Source organism: Lacipirellulaceae bacterium (assembly GCA_040218535.1).
Lineage (GTDB): Bacteria > Planctomycetota > Planctomycetia > Pirellulales > Lacipirellulaceae > Adhaeretor.
This window is the reverse complement of record JAVJRG010000005.1, coordinates 1,358,307-1,376,334: the sequence shown is the minus strand read 5'-3', so window position 1 is coordinate 1,376,334 and position 18,028 is coordinate 1,358,307. Positions and strand designations below refer to the sequence as shown.

Sequence of the window (18,028 nt, the reverse complement as noted above, 5' to 3'; positions counted from 1 at the left end):
GTTTTACAAAGCGATTTCGTGCGTCACTTCGCGGATGTTTTGCACGACGTAGTCAACGTGCTGAGACTCGTACTTCTCATTCAGTGCCAGCACCAACACATTCGCCAACGCCTCATAAGTCCCGGGGAACTTTTCACGGCTGTAGTCAACCGCCTCAGGGCGGGCTAGCGTGAAGGGGAATCGGCTGTTCCCGAAAGTACGCTGATCTCGCAACACTTCGCACTCGAAAGCCGGCTTTTGAATGTAGCGAGGACCGCAGAAAATACCGCGATCCTTGAGTCGCTTTGCGAGCTCATCGAGTCCGCCTTCAAGCTTATCGCTTTCGACCCGCAGGCAGTACTTCCAGTAGGTGTGCTTCATGCCAGGGTCAACCGCCGGAGGATGAACCCCTGGCAAGTCAGCGAGACCTTCGGTCATTGCCGCAGCGATGGCTGTGCGTCGTTCGACAAAGTCAGCCAGTTTTTGCAATTGCGCTAGCGCGACCGCTCCCGTCAACTCGTTCATACGATAGTTCAGAGCCAAGAAGTAATGATCTGGCTTCGGATCGCCATAACCCCACGCCTTGTTGATGAACAAGTACATCCGTCGCGCCAGGGCTTCATCGTTGGAAACAACCAGGCCGCCTTCACCCGAGGTGATATGCTTCCCCTGCTGGAGGCTAAAACAACCGATGTCGCCGAAGGTGCCAATCATCTTGCTATCGATGGTTGCCCCAAAGGCTTGGGCACAATCTTCGATCACGGGGATATTGCGACTGCGAGCGATTTCCATGATCTCATTCATTCGGCAGGGATTACCGAACAGATGCGTGACCATGATGGCCTTGGTCCGCTCGCTAATCACGGCCTCGATCGACTCGGGCGTGACGTTGTAGGTGAGAGGGTCAACGTCAGCAAAGACGGGGATCGCCGACTGATAAATGATTGGCGTCAGCCCCCCCATGTCGGTGATCGAAGTCGTGATGATCTCGTCACCCGGCTCGGGATCAATCGCGGCGATAGCTGTGTGCAGGCCGCCGGTCCCCGAGTTCACGGCATAGCACTTGTCCATGCCGACATACTTGGCAAACTGTTCCTCAAGCTTTTTGACGAACTTGCCTTTGGTGCTAGTGAGCGTTCCACTGGCGATCGCTTCACCCAAGAGGAGCATTTCCTCGTCGCCCATCTCGCGTCCGGTGTAGTCTTGGTCCGAAGGCAGATCCATCTTCTTCACAGGTTGCTTCAAATCAGTTGCCACGGGTTTACCTTTACTTCCAAAATCAAATAGATGTTAATGCAGCTATCAATGGTTCGTTACGATTACCTTTTCATCATCCTCTGTTTCACAATGCTGCCCATAAGCCTTAAATGCCCACGGGCTGCCTTGGCGATTTTCATTTTCGATTGGCCGGCCGTTCGCACACGCAAAGTTGCCGGATGCTCAACGACGGCTCCGCCAGCATGTTGAACATTCCACAATAATTCAGCCACGCCCACATATCCACGATTCTTAGGCGGACAGTCGATCACCGACGACCGGCGATAGATGCGGAAGCAGCTCGTTGCGCAGAAGAGCTTCCGGCCTGTAGCAACTCGATAGAGCCGCGAAGCGACTTTGGAGAGCCCAATCCGCCAGGCAGAAACGCCTTCGACCGCCCCTTCCGGGTGGTACGGAGAGGCTGTCACGACATCGACCCCCTCGGTTAGCAGCGGAACCATGGAGCCAAGCAAGCTCGGGTCGTAGGAGCCATCCGCATCGATCGAGGCCACGATCTCGCGGCTGGCATTGTGAATTCCAGTTTGGATCGCCGCGGCAATGCCTAGGTTCTGTTCGTGATGGATGACACGAAAGTTTGCACGACTCTCTGCTCTTTCGCTGAGCATCTGGCTCGTGCCGTCGCTACTTCCGTCGTCGATAAGTAGAAACTCGAAGTCGTAGGCTTCGCCGCATTCTTCCTGGAGATCCACGAGGGATTCCAACATCGCATCGAGGCACTCACGTTCGTTATAGATCGGCACCACCACCGAGACTGCATACTCTGCAGCCGCGTCAGCATGTGAACCTGCCGCGTTCGAAGATTTATCAGGGATGGTTGCCGAGAGAGCCATACTTAGCCGTACAAAACCTGATTCTGGGGAGGTTGGAGGTTGTCGCGCTGCACGCTGTAGACTCCTAGCTTCTGCAGTGCCAGCAACGAGACGTACGCGGGGTTCAGCAGTAAGTAGCGACGCCACAGGCGACGCGGTTCCTGAATGAGGCGATAGAGCCATTCCAAGCCGAGCCGCTGCATTCGAGGAGGAGCCTGTGGTAGGTCTCCGGCATGGAAGTTGAACGCAGCACCAACCGCTAACGTTGGCATGGAGACCGCATCGCGGATCTCGTAAGTGAACACTTCCTGGCGAGGGCAGCCGAGGCCGACAAACAGTACCGAAGCACCGCTGTTGTTGACCTCTTCAACCAGCTCTTCCCACTCGACGGAGTCTAGTTTGCGAAACTTCGAAGCCCTGCGACCAGCAATTTGCAACTCAGGGAACTTCTTCCGCAACTCTGTCTGTAGCTTGTCGAGCAGTTCCTCGCTGCCACCAAACAGAAAGATTGGCAAGCCGTTCTCAGCCGCTGCTTCGCAAGTTTCTAGCATGAGGCGAGGGCCATAAACCCGATCGGCGAGCCCGACCCCATGCAGCCCCTTGAGTGCCCAGCGAACCGGCTGCCCATCCGGGCAAATCAAATCGAACTGATTCAAGCGGTAACGATGCTCTGGATCGGAAACCCCAGTCATCACGCCGTGCACCGCCAGGGCGGAAACCGCCAATGGCTGTCGGTTGCGTGCCGCCTCAACGATGCGATCGACCGCACCGTCGTAGTCGACAGCGCTGACATCGATTCCCAGAACATTGTGCTTCCCTTGATCGATCATGCTTCGGCGGTCTCCATCCAGCGGTCGACATTCGCTTCATAGATCTGCTTGAGAATCTCTGGAACGTCGTACTTCAGTTGGTAGTCGGGATAGTCGGTCTGGAAACATGTTAGGTCGCTGATCCACCAAATGTGGTCACCGGCGCGGTTCTGCTCCTCATAGCTATGCTGCATTTTGCGGCCCGCGATTTCTTCGCAGAGCGAGATCGCTTCGAGCATCGAGCAATTGCTATGACGACCACCCCCAAGGTTATAGACGGCTGCCGACTTCGGGTTCTGGTAGAAGGCATCGAAAGCACGGATCAAATCGTGACTGTGGATGTTGTCGCGGACCTGCTTCCCCTTGTAGCCAAACACGGTGTAGTGATCGCCGGTCACGGCACACTTCATCAGATAGGCGAGAAAACCATGGAGCTTGGTGCCCGAGTGACTCGGCCCCGTCAGGCAGCCGCCACGGAAGCACGCGGTCCTCATGTCGAAGTAGCGACCATACTCTTGCACCAAAACATCCGCGGCTACTTTTGAGGCGCCGAATAAGCTGTGCATGGTGTGGTCGATCGACATTGTTTCTGGGATACCCCCGGCGTACTCATGGGAGGGGTCGATTTCCCACCGCGTTTCCTGTTCGATCAAAGGCAGGCGGTTGGGTGTGTCGCCGTAGACTTTGTTTGTCGAAGTAAAGATGAATACTGCCTCGGGGCAGATTTCGCGTACGGCCTGCAGGAGGTTCAAGGTGCCGTTCGCATTGACGGTGAAGTCCTTCTTCGGATCACGCGCTGCCCAGTCATGCGAGGGCTGAGCGGCTGTGTGGACCACTAACTTGATGTCGTTTCCGTAACGCTTAAACAGCGACTCGATGGCAGCTTCATCACGAATATCAATCGATTCGTGCGTGTAGCGATCGCCCAGCTCGTTCTTCAGACGATCACGATTCCAACGAGTTGAAGCTTCTTCGCCAAAAAACTCGGCACGCATGTCATTGTCGATTCCGACAATATCCATGCCAGCATTGGCAAAGTATTTCGAGGCTTCCGATCCAATCAAACCTGCCGATCCGGTGACAATGGCTACGCTCATAATCTTCCTTCTTTGTTGAAAAGGGTTTTCTGATCTCAATCAGACGCAATATCAATCGGTACGAGGTGCACTTCCTACCAATTCCTTTGGCTCAGAAACTTCCTCGCGAGTTGACTCAGTTTTTGCTGTTTCTTTCGTAGGCAGCTTGCGTTCTCCAGCCGTTCGGCCCATCGCCGCTTCGTAGACGCTCATGAGACGCTGGTAGTAGGTCTCCTCACTGTACTCGCGGAGCGCCCTCCGACGACCGGCAGATCCCAGTTCTCCGCAGAGTTCTGGACTCTCCCACAGCGAACTCACCTGGTCAGCCAGTTGCGCGGCATCTCGTACCGGGAAGGTTTTGCCGCAAGGCTCCTCGGTCCCTTCGCCAATTAAGTCGGGCAGGCCGCCAATTTGAGAGACAACCAACGGCACGCCGTGGCTCATCGTTTCTGAAACCACCAGGGGGCATCCTTCGTACCAATGGCTGGGGATCACAACCATCCGCGCGCCGCGATAGAAACTTTTCATTTCCTCCGCGGTGAGCTGGCCGAGGAACTCACAATTCTCGGGAGCATTGGTTTTCAAATCTTCCAGCAACGGTCCGTGGCCGGCTAGCCTAAAAGGAACTTCGGGTAACATCCGGGCCGCTGCAAGAAGCGTCTCAACGCCTTTCTCGGGACTCATCCGTCCAGAGAACGCAACGTAATCGCCTTGGGAAGCATCAACGCTTTGGTGGTCGAGTTCCACCATGTTCGGCAAGACGTGAATTTGCTCTTCGTGGTAACCATCACGCAGCAGTTGTCGCTTGGCGAACTCCGTCAGCACAATATACTGCGAGACGCCGCCACGGAAGAAGCCTTTGCGACGGGCATAAGCGCTTCGCGCTGCGTACGCTACGCTCTCCGCTACGTTGCCACGACAATTCGTGAGCACGCAATGATACTCTTTGCCGCCAAAGCACTTCTCGCAAACCGTGCCGCGACGCAAATGATGAGTCGTCGGGCAGGTCAGTACGTAGTTGTGGTTGCTCATCACCACAGGTACGCCTGCCTCTTTACAAGCGACAAGCACCGAAGGGGAGAACAGCGGGTAAAGATTATGGACGTGGACCACATCGGGCCGGTCCGCTGCGAGTTCTGCCTTCACTTCGCGATAGGCACTCTTGTTGTAGAACGCTCCGGCAAAGGCTTTGGCCTTGCCCCAGAAGGATTCGTCCAACCCTCGGCTGGAGCGCATCAGCAGCTTTGCCTGGCCGCCGTACTTCTTGATCAGTTCATCCGTCATCAGCACGACCGTCTCTTCGCCACCGTGCAAGCTCCTGTACTGATTGTAGAGTTGGAGGACCTTCATACGGTTACCTCCTCAGTAACTGGCGGATTCTCAGGCTGAACCTGGCTTGGCTTCGGAGCTTTGTGCTTCGACTTGCCGATCTCGCGACCTCGGGCGAAGTCGATTTGCTCCTGCAGCGAATGGCTTGAAAAGAATATCGGGGCAAGCAACGTCAGCGCACTGCGTGTGAAACCAGCGAGCCGTTTCCAGCGGATGCGGACGTCATCCGAAGTTTGTTGATCTCCAGTGAGCTTCGCTTTAAAGAATCTTGGGAGTGTTATGAGCAACCCTTGCCCCCACCGTGCAGCGAGCCACTTTGCAACTTGGAACTTACCTCCAAACTTATTGTCGTAAAAGGCAAGCATGACGCCTGAGCGATAAGAGTCCCAGTCGATAAACTCTTGGGTGAGACGGTTTGCAGGGGTTCGATGACGAACGATTGCCTCGGGCGAGTACCAACAGCGGAACCCAGCCTCGCGTGCCCGCACGGAGAAATCGTAATCTGCTGAACCGCTGATCACCGTGGTATCGAACTCTCCAAGTGCCTCCAGCACCTCGCGAGCAATGAAAAGGTTGTCGGTACCAGGGTATTCACGATCTACAAAAGGCCGTTCGATTCCTTCACAAGTTGCAGGACTGCGTTCGCGAAGCGATCGCCTAACGTCGAGGCTCAGCTTTTCAACCTCTTCTTGAGGAAGGTCAAGAAGTACCGCTCCGCCGACGAGTTGAGCGTTGTTTCTAGTAGCCGTCTCGTAAAGGTTCAACAACCAAGTCGGCTCAGCCAACTCGTCATCGTCCATGAAGGCGATCCAGTCACCTTCACAGTGCGGCAGTCCGGCATTGCGGGTCTGAGCATCGCCGGGAGGAATCGAATGGATGTATTTCACAGGGACGGGAGAATCAGCGGCAATTCGCTCAATGGTCTCCCGCGTGTGGTCGGGTGAGTTGTTGTCGATCACGACGACCTCGAAATCGAACTTCCCCTGCGACTCCTGCGCAATCGCGGTGCGCAGAGCCTCCGCGAGCCAATCGGCCCGGTTGTAGGTCGGCATGAGGATCGAGATCAAAGGGTCCATCGAGTTTTCAGTGTTCAGTTGTCAGTTTTCAGTTCACAAGGGAAGGGCGCGACAATCGAGGAGTGCTAACCGTCAACTTGGCAGGTATGCGTTCCTGGCCGTCGGCAATCTGCTTGAGATCGTTTCGTTGCCAGAGTGGCTGTTCCAGACATGCAAGTGAAACGATCAAGGTGAGGGAAACGAACGAGGGCAAGAGTGGTTCGTCGATCCAAGACTCCAGCAAGGTGTTCAACACGAGCCATGAAAGCACCGCCACTGCGTAGGCGGCCCCAACGGACTTGGTTTCAGCAAACAAGGCCAAGGCGTGTTTGATGGACAGCACGATGATTGCAATGAACAACCCTGCACCAATCAGGCCAACATTCAGAGCCATCTCCAAGTAGCCGTTGTGGGCCTGCATGATGCTCCATCCTTGGTGGTGGGAGATTTTCAAGATTCGCTGCGGGGTCCAGAAGCTCTTGTAACCAAAACCAAGCCAGGGTCGCTCGGCAAGCTGGCCGGCGCACTCCTCCCAGAGCGGGATGCGACCTGTCAGCGAACCGGAACCAGCGCTTGACTTGTCGGATTCGCGGCCCAGCAGCAGAACGGACGAGACTTCCTCGTCGAGGCGATCTCCAGCCACCATTGCACCGATGCCAAGCATCAAAGCGCCAAAGGTAGCAGCAATCGTCACATACCGAAGTGTGTCAGCCAAAGGAAACCAAAGGAGCGAAAAGACAAGGAACCCGAAGCAAGCACTCGCCAATGAGGTTCGCGAGCCGGTGAGGATCAGGCAGCACACCGCAGCGCCGGCCGTGGCGAGAAGCAATTGCTTGCCCCGTTGCACCTGCGTTGCGTAAGCAATTGAGGAAAGGGCCAGCATCGCGCAGTTCATCCCCTGGCGATTAGGATGCAAGGTTCCGCCAAAACGATAGCCGCCAACCCAGGGGCGGAAGTTTCCGTAGTAGATCTCAGCCAGAATGCCGATCGCAAGGAAGCTTCCGGTCGCAAGAACAACGAGAAGCATGATGTCTTCAACGCTGAACCGCCGGGCGACGGCAATCGCCCCCAAGACCAAGAGCCCGACAGCAACGACCCGACGGATCGCAAGAAACGTAACCTGCGACCAAAGCGGACTCAAGAGCATAAGGGCCAGGAAGCAGACGCAAAGCACACCAAGCGTGCCGTTGATGCGTAGCTTCGGCCCTTCGAAGGTGACAAGCGTCGCGATCGCTGCCAGCCCCAGCAGGCTCAAGCCGATGCGACGTTCAGGACTGCCCGCCGCTACTGCCGTGGCGTTGGTGTCCGCGCGGTCCTCTTCACTTCCGTCGCCGGCGACCGCTTTGTAGTTGAACAGCACGCTCTCATCGAGATGATGCGGATGAGTCGTGAAGAAAATCCCCGCAAGCAACACCATGAACAGCCAGGGCCGGCCAGGCTTGCCATCCTGGGGCTTTTCAGTGCTCGAGCTGTAGTAGCGAGATTGCATCTTTGTTTTGGAAGTTCTCTAAGTGGAAGCGAAGCCTTCGCTGCTTGAGCCAATTTCCCCTGCCTGCTCAGCAACGAGCTTGCGAAGGTAATAGGTCTTCATCAGCAGAGCGGCCATGTCACCGCTGAGCATCCCGATGCCTACGCCCACGGGTCCCCAAGTTCTCACAGCGTAGATGCCGATCGTTGCGAGGCAGAGCAATCGCAGTACGCCGCCCCGCAGCATTAAATGACCTTGATCCAAGGCAAACAATCCGCTGCGAAGCGGGATCAGCATCGCCGTAGCAACTTGGGCAAATGCCAAGGACATAACAACAGCCCCAAGCCCTGCGTATTTATCGCTGTAGACACTCTCAACAAACCAGCCGCCGAAGAAATACATGGCACCACAGAAGCCAAGCATCAAAACCGCGATGCCACCCATGCATTGCAGCGAGGTTCGATACACGCCGGCAACACCAGCACGCTGTTTCGTGCGAACCATCGAAGGGCCGAAGTAGTTCGTCGCAGCGATAAGCAAGGGATTCGCCAGGAAAATAGCTCCAGCAGCCGCTGTAAGCCGTCCCACGGCGGCATCTCCCTCAAAGTAACCAAGCACCCACGGATAGGCTCCGTTGCTGCAGGTGAACATCACCGCTCCTGCGAATACATATTTCGACATATTCCAATTCCGGAGAAAGTCGAGCTTCACTCCGCGACGACGCGGCCAAGCCTGCGGCAACCACTGATGTGACATCACCGCGATACCGAGCAAGCAAGCCAAACCAATCACGAGGAATGCACGAGCACCGGTCAACCATCCCATCCACGCAGCAGTTCCTAGTAACGTCAGATGCAGCGCGGTTACAAGCACGTCTAGCTTGATGGCGGACGCCATATCCATCCGAGCAAAACTGAGACGCCGAGCGTGCTCCCTGACCAAGAGAAAACCGGCAGCCCCGGCAAGTGCAAAGAGGAGCGCACTGATTTGAGAGGCTGAAAACAGTGCGACCGTGCAAAGTGACGCAGCAGCGACCGCAACGATCAGCAGCAAGTGCACTAAGGAACTCGCCTGATAACCGGCATGACGCCGTTTTGACATGTCTGAACTGTAGACATTGTAGGGAGTCCAAATGAGAGCCATCGGCAAGCTGATGAGCATGACGACGATCGTCATTCCTTTGCCATAGATTCCCAAGTCGGCTTCCGAGCAGGCGTTACCGATGATGGCCGAGGTGAGGAAGTTTCCGCCACTGACAATGCCCTGATCAATCAGCGCCAGCATCGGCAGTGCAGCCACCCCCAAGGAAACGCGTTGCCAGAAACGGCGTGATTCTTCGGCGGGCTGGACAGGTTCGTCGTGAGCTACATCAATCGCTGGGGGCGCAGCAAGATCGCTCGTCAGAGACGACGCCGTCTTCGGCGGTGTTTTTACGGTAGCGGACAAGAAAACAGCCTGACTCTTTGCTTTGTAACTCTGCGATTCCCCAAACAGGCTGCACCCCTACAGCCATAAAATCATCCTGCACTCTGGACTACAGCCGACGATCGACCCATGTAGGCAAGTAGCTACGGCGTCGTGTCATGACCGAACCGATGACATTCATGCCGTCGGAGCGAAGTTGGCGGAGTGAATCAACGGCCCGTCGGCTGCGGACTCTTTCTGAACGCACAACTAGGAGTAACCCGTCCATCAACTGCCCGAGCAACAACGTGTGCATCATGTGCTGCGCATCTGGGAAGTCGAACAAGATAATCGGGTACTCAGCACGCAACTGCTTGATGAGATTCCCAATTCGCTCCGTTTCAACGCTGGCTCGCTCAAGCAATCCTTTTCCACCGAGCGTCATGAGGTCCAATCCTGCAACTGCCGATTGCTGGATGCCGTTTTCCAAAGGCGCCCGCCCCGAGAGGACTTCGCCCAAGCCGGGCCCCGCCTCAACACCAAACGCTGAGGCAACGGTACTTCTCCCCGGATGGGCATCCACCAGCAACACGGGGCCAAGCTGTAAGTCGGCGGCACGGATTGCCAGGTTGGCTGCGAACGTGCTGACTCCCGAGCCTCGCTCGCAACTGGTCAATCCTAGCGCGTAGCCCATGCCGTCGTCTGAGTTCATTCGTACGCGAAGTCGCATGAGTGCTGCGTCGTAAACTTCGGAACCACGACGATGCGGAACTTCTGCAGCAAGCTGTGAACTTAGCGCGGATTCGTTGCGGGTGATCGGCTCTTCGTTCGTCTCCATTGTCGTTGAGCCACCATATAGTTGTTCGGCCATGATATTTTTACTCGCTAAAGAAGTTGTGACGACGTTCGTCATGCAGTCACGTATAAATCCTGGTATCTGTTTTAGGCTAAAGCTTGGTTGAAGCAGTACGCTTAATAGCCCCGGGATTTATCCCGGGGTCCAGTGCATGCCTCTGGTTCTCGACCGAGCTATGTAGCAGTTTTGCCGACGATCGTTGCCGAGGTCGAAACAGTCCACGGAATATTTCGGTCTCGGCAATACTCCGATCATTGTTATCCCTTTTTCTCGACCGATATTTGATGGAAACAAATCTCCCGGGATAAATCCCGGGGCTAGTAATAAATGTCAATAATCCGTGCCGCTGACCACTCCAGTGGTTGGCAACAGACGGCTATGGAGTGACGACTCTGGGACCGATGCCAACACAGGCAGGTCCAGCAGTTCTTCGATGTCAGACTCCTGTCTTAAGCGATCGTCGGAGCGTTCGAGCCCCAGGGCAAGGGCGAGCGGTGCCGCCGTGCTAAAAAGAATCGTTGCCAGACCGATCAGAACCTTCGAAGGGCTAATCGGCTTTTCGGCCAGGGTGGCATCTTGCACGATGCTGACGTTGGATACCTTTTCGCTCTCCAGCTCTTTGTCGAATCGAGCTTGCTCGAATTTGTCCTCGTATTGAAAGACTTTGCTGTTGGCAATCTGCACTTCGCGTGACAGTTCTGCCAGCCGTATCTCATCCGCGTTGAGTTTTACCAACTGCTTGCGAAGTTGCTCTCGCTGGTTCGAGAGCTTTTCCAATCGTGACTCGAATCCCGCGACGGCTGCCTGCTGCTGCTTGTAGTCGAGCAGCAACTGGCGATGAATGGGATTCACGTCATCGATCGTCTCTTCGCGACTCGCCTCCTGCTTGTTGACGATCGCTTCGGCCTGTTTGACTTGATCGTTGATTGCCTTCACCAGCGGGTGTTCTTCGCTGTAACGAGCCTCTAAGTCGATTTTCTTGACTTGAAGCTGATAGAGCTGATCACGCAACAGGTCGGCCCCCTCGTTGGGCTTACTTGTCTTGGAAGAGACAAGTCGCTCAGGCGTTTCTTCGAGCTGGTTGGTCAAGTCAGCCATTCTAGCTCGCGAGGTCGCCAGTTCCTGCTCCGTTGCGTAGCGATCCTGATCGATATTGCGGATTTGGCCTTCAAGAGTGGTCGCTCGCGATTCGACAGAAGCCAATCCAAGCTCGCTTTTCGCATCGCGCAGTCTCTGCTCCGCTTTAACGAGTCGTTCACGCAGAATCTCGTTCTGCTCGTCAAAGAACTGGCTCGACTTTTGGTTGCGATGGATCCTGAGGTGCTCCTCCTTGTAGACCTCAACAACCTCATCAAGAATCGTTTGTGCAAGCTCAGGTGTCTTTGCATCGTAGGTCATCACCAAGACCGTTGAACTACGCTCGGCATCGACCTCTAGGTTCTTCTCAACTTTGATGACAGCCCTCTCGCGAGTAGAAACGGGGTCGATTGACTGAGCAGTTTCGAGCGCAGAACCAAGTAACCCCTTCATCCACTCGGTAATCGGGTTTGGTTTTGCATCGCCAACGGCAAGTTTCCCAAGGACGAGATCAGGGCTAACACGATCAACAACCTTTTCGATGAGACCGCGGCTGCTAATCACATCTTTCGCGCTTTGGATCTCCTCATCACGACCATTCTGCATTAGCGACATCGTCTGCCCGGTCGTTGCGGTTGGGTCGATGCCAACGGTTTCACGACCGACCTGCAAAAAGACCTTCGCCTCCGACCGATATTTACGGGGATAGAAGAAAACAGCAAGCGTCCCAACGGCTAGAGCGACGAGCGCAAGCGTGCAAGCCTTTTTCTTATGTCGAAAAAGCGTTTCGACGATCTGACGTAGACCGCCTTTGGTGAATGATTGTGCCATGACTACCTCGATGAACTATCCTGTGACGAGTGCTCCCATTAGGGAGTTTCCTTTAATTGATTATGTCTTCAACTACTTAGGACCGGCTGTCTAGCGACCGATTGTTGCTTAAAGTTCTCAGCGGAATCCGCCGCCTGTGTATCGCCTGGCTCGGCACCTGAGGCGTAACTTTCTGATTCAGCTGTTACCGGAGATCGAGCCTCTAGAAGGGCTTCCTCATAAAGCCCGTTCATTGCCTCGCGTTGCTTTTGCCAGGAGAACGCCTGGGCGCGAGCCGCAGCACCGCGGCTTAGGCTAAGCAAGGTTTCAGGTTCTCTGGCGAGCTGAACGATTGCCTCGCGAAAACCTGCGATTGCCTGTTTCGGTGCTTCGACCGAGACTGGAATGGCACACTGCTCTGTCAGAATATCAGCGGCTCCCTGGTGGTTCACTCCGATGATTGGAGCACCCGCAGCAAGGGCTTCAAGGAGCCCTGTTCCTGATGTGTCGCGCAGGCTGGTGAATGCAAAGCAATCGGCCCACTCATACTGAGGAAGTTGCCAGTCGTAGCTAGGCCAACCGATCCACTCGATCTGATCCTCGATTCCCAGCTTCTTCGCTAGTTTCTTCCACGAGGTCTCGCATGGGCCTTCACCCATGACCCGCAGCTGGACTCGGCACGAACTAGGAAGCTGTGCCATTGCACGAAGCAATAACGGCAGAGCCTTCCAGCATTGCAATCGGCCAGACCAAAGTATCTTGAGTGGCTGGTTCAGATGGCGCAGTTTTCGCTCCGACTTGATTGGATCAATCCCGGTCTCGAGCAGTACTTGCGGAGTCCGTTCAGCCAGACCACTCAGAGCCTCTTTAGCACTTTCAGACGCCACAGCAACCACTTCTGCTGAACGCATAGCATTCTTGACCAGCCGACTACGACGAAGTTGCCATGAGTTGAGTGTGTTGCGCGAAAGCTCGCGGACGGCTCCAAGAAAATTGAGTTGCGTCAAAAACCGTGTGGGAAAGTTGTGTGTTCCGCCAATTGGACCCCAAACGAACGGTGCATCCAGCCGCCACCCGTCGCTGGGCTCGCGATAACCACAGAAACTGACGTGATGGACCAAATCGAACGGCTGCTCACGGTGAAGCTGCGAAACCCGCTTGAGAACCCGGCGGTGCCAGAGACGATAGGCCAGATAGAAGCCCCACGGCAGTCGCATTACCATCTGTTCCAAGCGATTGTGTGGAATGGCAATGAATCGCACCTGCGATTCTGCAGCACTTGTCTCCAGAGATGGCTCTTGCTTGTCTCCGAAAGCACAAACCACCGTCGTGTCGAATTGCTCAGCCGCATGCTGCGCGCGCCGCCAACTCAAACGCGACTCCATCGTGGCAGCATGATCGTAGTGATACGTCAGCAGCAACGCACGGCGAGCTTCGCTAGTTGTCGTATCACGATCGTTCATGGCTTATGGTAAATCGTTTTCACTCGATAATGACTCTTCATGTGCTCCGACTCCCCTATCGCATGCCTTTATTCAAGAGCAACGAGGGGAGCGTCATGACAATGAGCTTGGCGTCCTTGAGCAGTGACTTTTTGTCGGCATAGTTCAAATCCATTCGCACCCAATCATCAAACATGACATTACCGCGAGCACTAACTTGCCAGGTGCAGGTCATTCCTGGAGCGACGCTCAATCGCCTACGCTGCCAGCCAAGGCACGCCTGCGACTCATCGACTGGCAGGGGGCGTGGACCGACAAGCGACATTTCTCCGCGGAGCACATTCCAGAATTGGGGAAGCTCGTCCATGCTGGTCCAGCGCAGAAAGCGCCCGACCCTGGTCGTCCTGGGGTCGCGTCGTAGCTTGAAGGCTGGGCCATCCTGCTGACTGAGCGGGCGAAGGTCGGCTTTTTTCTTCTCCGCGTCGGTGCGCATGGTACGGAGTTTCAAGATCTTAAAACGCTTTCCGCCGCGACCTTCACGCTCCTGCAGGAAGAAAACGGGCCCCTTTGAGGTCGCCTTAATTGCCGCTGCCGCAGTCAAAATCAACGGAGCCGTCAGCATCAAACCAACCGTGGCACCGGTAACGTCGATTGCCCGTTTCCAAAGTGGGGTCGCTACGGAGAAGAACCAATCAGAGGTTTCTTCATCGGCTAACCTTGTCTCACGCACCCCGACGGCGGCGCCCTCATCATCCCCGATTTCTTCTTTTCGGGGCGGATGCTGATCAGGGTACGTTAATACCTGACACTCAGGGCGGTCTGGGCCAGGGGGATAAACTTCACTGACATCCTCAGCTACTTTCCAAGCCCCTTCCGCCGGCGTGTCTGGCAGAAGCACTCCGACGCAATCGTCGTCGTACAGGCCGGGCGTGTCAGTGATCCGTAAACGCCCTTCTAAAATTCGCGCGAGGAACGCGATGTCCTTTTCGGCGGAACGTTTCTTCGGAAGCCGGATTAATAGCAGCGAGAGCACGGAACGGTTACGATCAACACGCATGCGTTCGCAGTCAGCGGCAAAACGGAAATCGGCTTCATTAAGTAAGAAAACATCGGCTTTACGTCGGCGACGCAGAATCCGATTGTGGAATTTCAGTGCCTGGTTTGGCGTTTTCATTGTGGTGCTTATATCAGAGAGGGGTCTTGCTTCTTGCGTCTGTCGTCTGGCAACTGCGTCGTGTCTAGGCCTGGTGAAAACTTGCCGTCCGTAGGAAACAGTCCGATCTCTCGCCTAATCTATTGCGAATGGGTCGGGCCGGTTCTACGACCTTTAGTTACATAGCCCCCCAACAGGCGAATTCACACTTTTGGAATTCATGACCTACCATTGGTTTCATCCCAAACCATTTCCCTCTTCAATGATGAAGAAGAGATGATCGAGGGAATCTTGTCTGCGAAATGGCTGGGGGTGGAGGGACTGCACAAGAGGTGAGCGCCTTCTCGTCTCAGAAACACAGCCAACACTTGGGTGGCCCTGTCTGCAACGACTCCGTTCGCAGCGTGCAGCAGCTGCGTCAGAAATTCGAAAGGTGCATCGCCCTCTGGGGAGTATTTTGCCCACTGAGGCAAAGTGCGATTATAATACGGGTTTCACTTTGGTCGAACGCTTTCTAGAAGAATTGGCGGTTTTAGAGGTTGTAACGCACAGCAAAATGATAGGGGGCAGCTACGCTTTTTGAGTACAAGTTGCACATTTCTGGACCTCATCGCCAAGCACTGTCCCGCTTCAACAACCTAACCAATTACGCAGCAAGAGTTTACAATGCCACTCGAGTCCAGAACTGACCCTATGAAGGCGCATCTGACGCAAGAGGGGCTTTCTCAAGGCTACTGTCTCTTCGAGGCCCTCTCAGGCCGGCTTCTTGGGCTAAATAGTGGGGCAGCTCAGAGGCTGAACTTCGACCCACACGAGGCAGTGAACTATGAATTCTGCCTGCTGTTCCCAGAAGAGCAGGCCCAACAGGCCTACCAGAACTGCCTAGCCTCCATTCAATCGGAAACCACCAGCAACACCGCGTTTCACATCGCGACGGGGGGAGGCGACAAGCCGAACCTATCTATCTGCTTACGACCGATCTTTGGGTTCGGCGTGTTGCACAGCTCACCCAGTGAGGAAGTAAGTCGTGCAGCATCCCCTGCGGCAGAAGGTTACATCCTGGCGACCTTCTGCGACGGATCAGCGATCGACTCCTCGTACTCAACGGATCCATTAACGGGGTTGCCGGATAGGGCAGCCCTTGCTCAAGAGTTCCAGCGCCTTCGACAAGAGACACACGCCGTCTTGTTCGCTGATCTTAATGGATTCAAGGCGATTAACGACGCCCACGGGCATGCTGCCGGAGATTCCGTACTACAGGAGATTGCAAGCCGCTGGCAGCAGACGGTCCGCGCTGGTGATCTTGTTGTCCGTTACGGTGGAGACGAGTTTGTCTTCCTTCTTCCGAAAATCAGCACACTCGAAGCAACGAAGCCAATTGTCGAACGTCTCCAGCGTGTCACCGAGCATCCGATTCAACTCGAGTACAATTCAGTTCAGGTAAGTGTGGCAATCGGGGCGGCAATTGCCAATGTGAAGACGATTTCGTTGGCTGATCTGATTCAGGAAGCCGACCGTGCGATGTACGCCAGCAAGCGTTTGCCTCGGTAGCTCTGGCTACCACCAGTCGCCACCCGACTGATGGACGAGATCGCTGGCTAGTACGGTCGCAATGGCGTGGCATAGGCAAGCCACGACGAGAAAAGCTTGCCAGTGCAAAGGGAGATCGTCGGAGAGTGAGTCTTCGGGCTTCATGATTCTTGCCACGATTAGCCGAGGGCTTACGCCTCTCGGCTCATGAATGTCTTTCCCTAGTAGGCGTTTTCTTGTTTCAGGACGACCAGTGCGGTCTTTACCAAGATCTTGATGTCCATCCACAGCGACCACTCGCGAATGTATCGGTGGTCGAACTCAACACGTTTCTGCATTTTTTCGAGCGTTTCGGTCTCACCGCGCCAGCCATTCACTTGGGCCAGACCAGTGATCCCCGGCTTCACTTTGTGCCGGAGCATGTAGCCGTCGATGAGCGATCGGTACTGTTCGTTATGAGCCGTCGCATGAGGCCGCGGTCCGACTAACGACATGCTACCTTCGATCACGTTGAATAACTGGGGCAGTTCATCAAGTGAGGTCTGGCGGATGACTTCTCCAACGGAAGTGATCCGACTATCGCCCTTCGTGGCTTGGGTCACTGTGTCATGCTCTTCATGGACACGCATGCTGCGGAATTTCCAGACGTAGATTTCTTCGCCGCTTAGACCGTATCGTTTTTGACGGAAGAAGATCGGGCCTGGCGAGGAGAGCTTCACCATTAGCGCGACAGCCAGCATCGGCACTGCCAGCAGCACGAGGAGGATGCTCGCCGCAACGAGGTCGAATCCCCGTTTAATCACACCATCAATCCCCGTGATCGGCGTCTCGAAGACACTGACTACCGGCAAGCCATCGATTTGACTCCAACGCGCGTGTAACATCTGGAAGACAAAGAAGTCTGGCACGATGTACACGCTCGCCGTCGTGTCACCGAGTCGATCAAGATATTGGCGAATGCGGTCTTCGGCACGCATCGGAAAGGTGATAAAGATGATATCAATCTCACCTCCGCGAGCCGCATTGACCAGTTCGCTCAAGTCGCCCCGGTGTTGTCGGGCCTCATCAAGTTGATCAGCAGTGCGGCTTTCGGGGCGATCGTCGTAGTAGCCAGCGAAATCAAGTCCAAGTTCCGGTGAGTTATTGATGTTCGTCGCGAGTTGAACACCCAGCTTGTTCACGCCGCAGATAGCGAAGCGACGGGTATTCAATCCTCGGCGACGCAAGTTGCGAAGCACCAATCGTAGCAGCACGCGTCCGCTGGCCATGACGATCGGCGTGAGAACGAGCCAGACGACTTTAGTCTGATAGCTGAAGTCGACGTTGTATCGCGTGAGCAGACCGACTCCTAGCACCGCCGGTGCTAGGTAAAGCCAGTTGATCAGCACGCACCACAACTCGTTGGTCAGTCGCGCTCCACGCCAATTCCGGTAGAGCCCGCTGATCTCGACCGCCACCATGTGGAGCAGCCATGTGGTGGCACCAACGACCAACAGGCCATCAACGGGCTCCAACTCAGAGTATCGCGTAGCCGCGAAGGTCGCTGCGAAGATCGCTGCTGCATCAAGCAAACGATACGCGACGTCGACGAGCGAACGATGCTGGCGGACTTGGAATTGGTTGGAGCTGAACACGGCGTGCGAGTACGAGAATGGGAGGGCGAAAGTGGGAGGGCGGAATCTCGTTTCTCCGCAAGTGTAGGATTGGCTCGCTGGTGCCGGGGTGCTGAAGCACCCACGGCCAGTTGTTTGGTACTCGTCTTAATTGGTGGAACTGGCATAATCGGGCTAAATGGAGGGTCAGGTCGCCTCCTCGCTTACGAAGGAACTTTCTCACCTCTGGTTTCGTCTACTTTCGTAGGCCGGAGAACGAGCTCGGCTAGACGTTTCCCAGCTCTCCGGCGTAAAACGAACCTCTCCAAGGCAACTTCCAGGCAGAAGAAGTAGGCACACA

Annotated in this window: 15 protein-coding genes; 1 reads left to right on the top strand and 14 read right to left on the bottom strand. The window is 55.3% G+C overall.

Annotated elements, in window-relative coordinates:
* Positions 1-3: 3 nt before the first annotated feature.
* The 12 genes from RIB44_05860 to RIB44_05805 form a co-directional block, all read right to left on the bottom strand.
* On the bottom strand, positions 4-1,236 hold the full coding sequence (locus RIB44_05860) for a DegT/DnrJ/EryC1/StrS family aminotransferase (protein ID MEQ8616100.1): 1,233 nt from the start codon (positions 1,234-1,236) through the stop codon (positions 4-6).
* A gap of 62 nt (positions 1,237-1,298) precedes the next feature.
* Positions 1,299-2,087 (bottom strand): glycosyltransferase family 2 protein, encoded by a 789-nt coding sequence (locus RIB44_05855; protein MEQ8616099.1) that lies wholly within the window; start codon positions 2,085-2,087, stop codon positions 1,299-1,301.
* Between the two features lie 2 nt (positions 2,088-2,089).
* Entirely contained in the window at positions 2,090-2,896 is an 807-nt protein-coding gene (locus RIB44_05850) for a WecB/TagA/CpsF family glycosyltransferase (GenBank protein MEQ8616098.1), read from the bottom strand.
* Positions 2,893-3,972, bottom strand: coding sequence for an NAD-dependent epimerase/dehydratase family protein (locus tag RIB44_05845; protein MEQ8616097.1), 1,080 nt, complete (start codon positions 3,970-3,972; stop codon positions 2,893-2,895). Before RIB44_05845 ends, RIB44_05850 begins: the two co-directional genes overlap by 4 nt.
* Positions 3,973-4,023: 51 nt before the next feature.
* On the bottom strand, positions 4,024-5,301 hold the full coding sequence (locus tag RIB44_05840; protein MEQ8616096.1) for a glycosyltransferase: 1,278 nt from the start codon (positions 5,299-5,301) through the stop codon (positions 4,024-4,026).
* Complete coding sequence (locus RIB44_05835; GenBank protein MEQ8616095.1) at positions 5,298-6,356, bottom strand: glycosyltransferase family A protein; 1,059 nt, start codon at positions 6,354-6,356, stop codon at positions 5,298-5,300. The genes RIB44_05840 and RIB44_05835 overlap by 4 nt, the downstream gene beginning before the upstream one ends.
* 28 nt (positions 6,357-6,384) lie before the next feature.
* On the bottom strand, positions 6,385-7,824 hold the full coding sequence (locus RIB44_05830) for an O-antigen ligase family protein (GenBank protein MEQ8616094.1): 1,440 nt from the start codon (positions 7,822-7,824) through the stop codon (positions 6,385-6,387).
* Positions 7,825-7,842: 18 nt separating this feature from the next.
* Positions 7,843-9,249 (bottom strand): hypothetical protein, encoded by a 1,407-nt coding sequence (locus RIB44_05825; protein MEQ8616093.1) that lies wholly within the window; start codon positions 9,247-9,249, stop codon positions 7,843-7,845.
* 88 nt (positions 9,250-9,337) lie between these two features.
* A complete protein-coding gene (locus RIB44_05820; protein MEQ8616092.1) occupies positions 9,338-10,078 on the bottom strand; it encodes a hypothetical protein in 741 nt (246 codons plus the stop codon).
* 315 nt (positions 10,079-10,393) lie between these two features.
* Positions 10,394-11,971, bottom strand: a complete 1,578-nt coding sequence (locus RIB44_05815; protein ID MEQ8616091.1) for a Wzz/FepE/Etk N-terminal domain-containing protein — start codon at positions 11,969-11,971, stop codon at positions 10,394-10,396.
* 68 nt (positions 11,972-12,039) lie between these two features.
* On the bottom strand, positions 12,040-13,413 hold the full coding sequence (locus tag RIB44_05810; protein ID MEQ8616090.1) for a glycosyltransferase: 1,374 nt from the start codon (positions 13,411-13,413) through the stop codon (positions 12,040-12,042).
* A gap of 55 nt (positions 13,414-13,468) precedes the next feature.
* Positions 13,469-14,566 (bottom strand): sugar transferase, encoded by a 1,098-nt coding sequence (locus RIB44_05805; GenBank protein ID MEQ8616089.1) that lies wholly within the window; start codon positions 14,564-14,566, stop codon positions 13,469-13,471.
* A gap of 645 nt (positions 14,567-15,211) precedes the next feature.
* Between RIB44_05805 and RIB44_05800 the strand changes: the two genes are divergently transcribed.
* On the top strand, positions 15,212-16,096 hold the full coding sequence (locus RIB44_05800; GenBank protein ID MEQ8616088.1) for a GGDEF domain-containing protein: 885 nt from the start codon (positions 15,212-15,214) through the stop codon (positions 16,094-16,096).
* Positions 16,097-16,102: 6 nt separating this feature from the next.
* On the opposite strand, the gene RIB44_05795 is transcribed toward RIB44_05800, so the two are convergent.
* Positions 16,103-16,240 (bottom strand): hypothetical protein, encoded by a 138-nt coding sequence (locus RIB44_05795; GenBank protein ID MEQ8616087.1) that lies wholly within the window; start codon positions 16,238-16,240, stop codon positions 16,103-16,105.
* A gap of 56 nt (positions 16,241-16,296) precedes the next feature.
* Complete coding sequence (locus RIB44_05790) at positions 16,297-17,709, bottom strand: undecaprenyl-phosphate glucose phosphotransferase (GenBank protein ID MEQ8616086.1); 1,413 nt, start codon at positions 17,707-17,709, stop codon at positions 16,297-16,299.
* Positions 17,710-18,028: the final 319 nt, after the last annotated feature.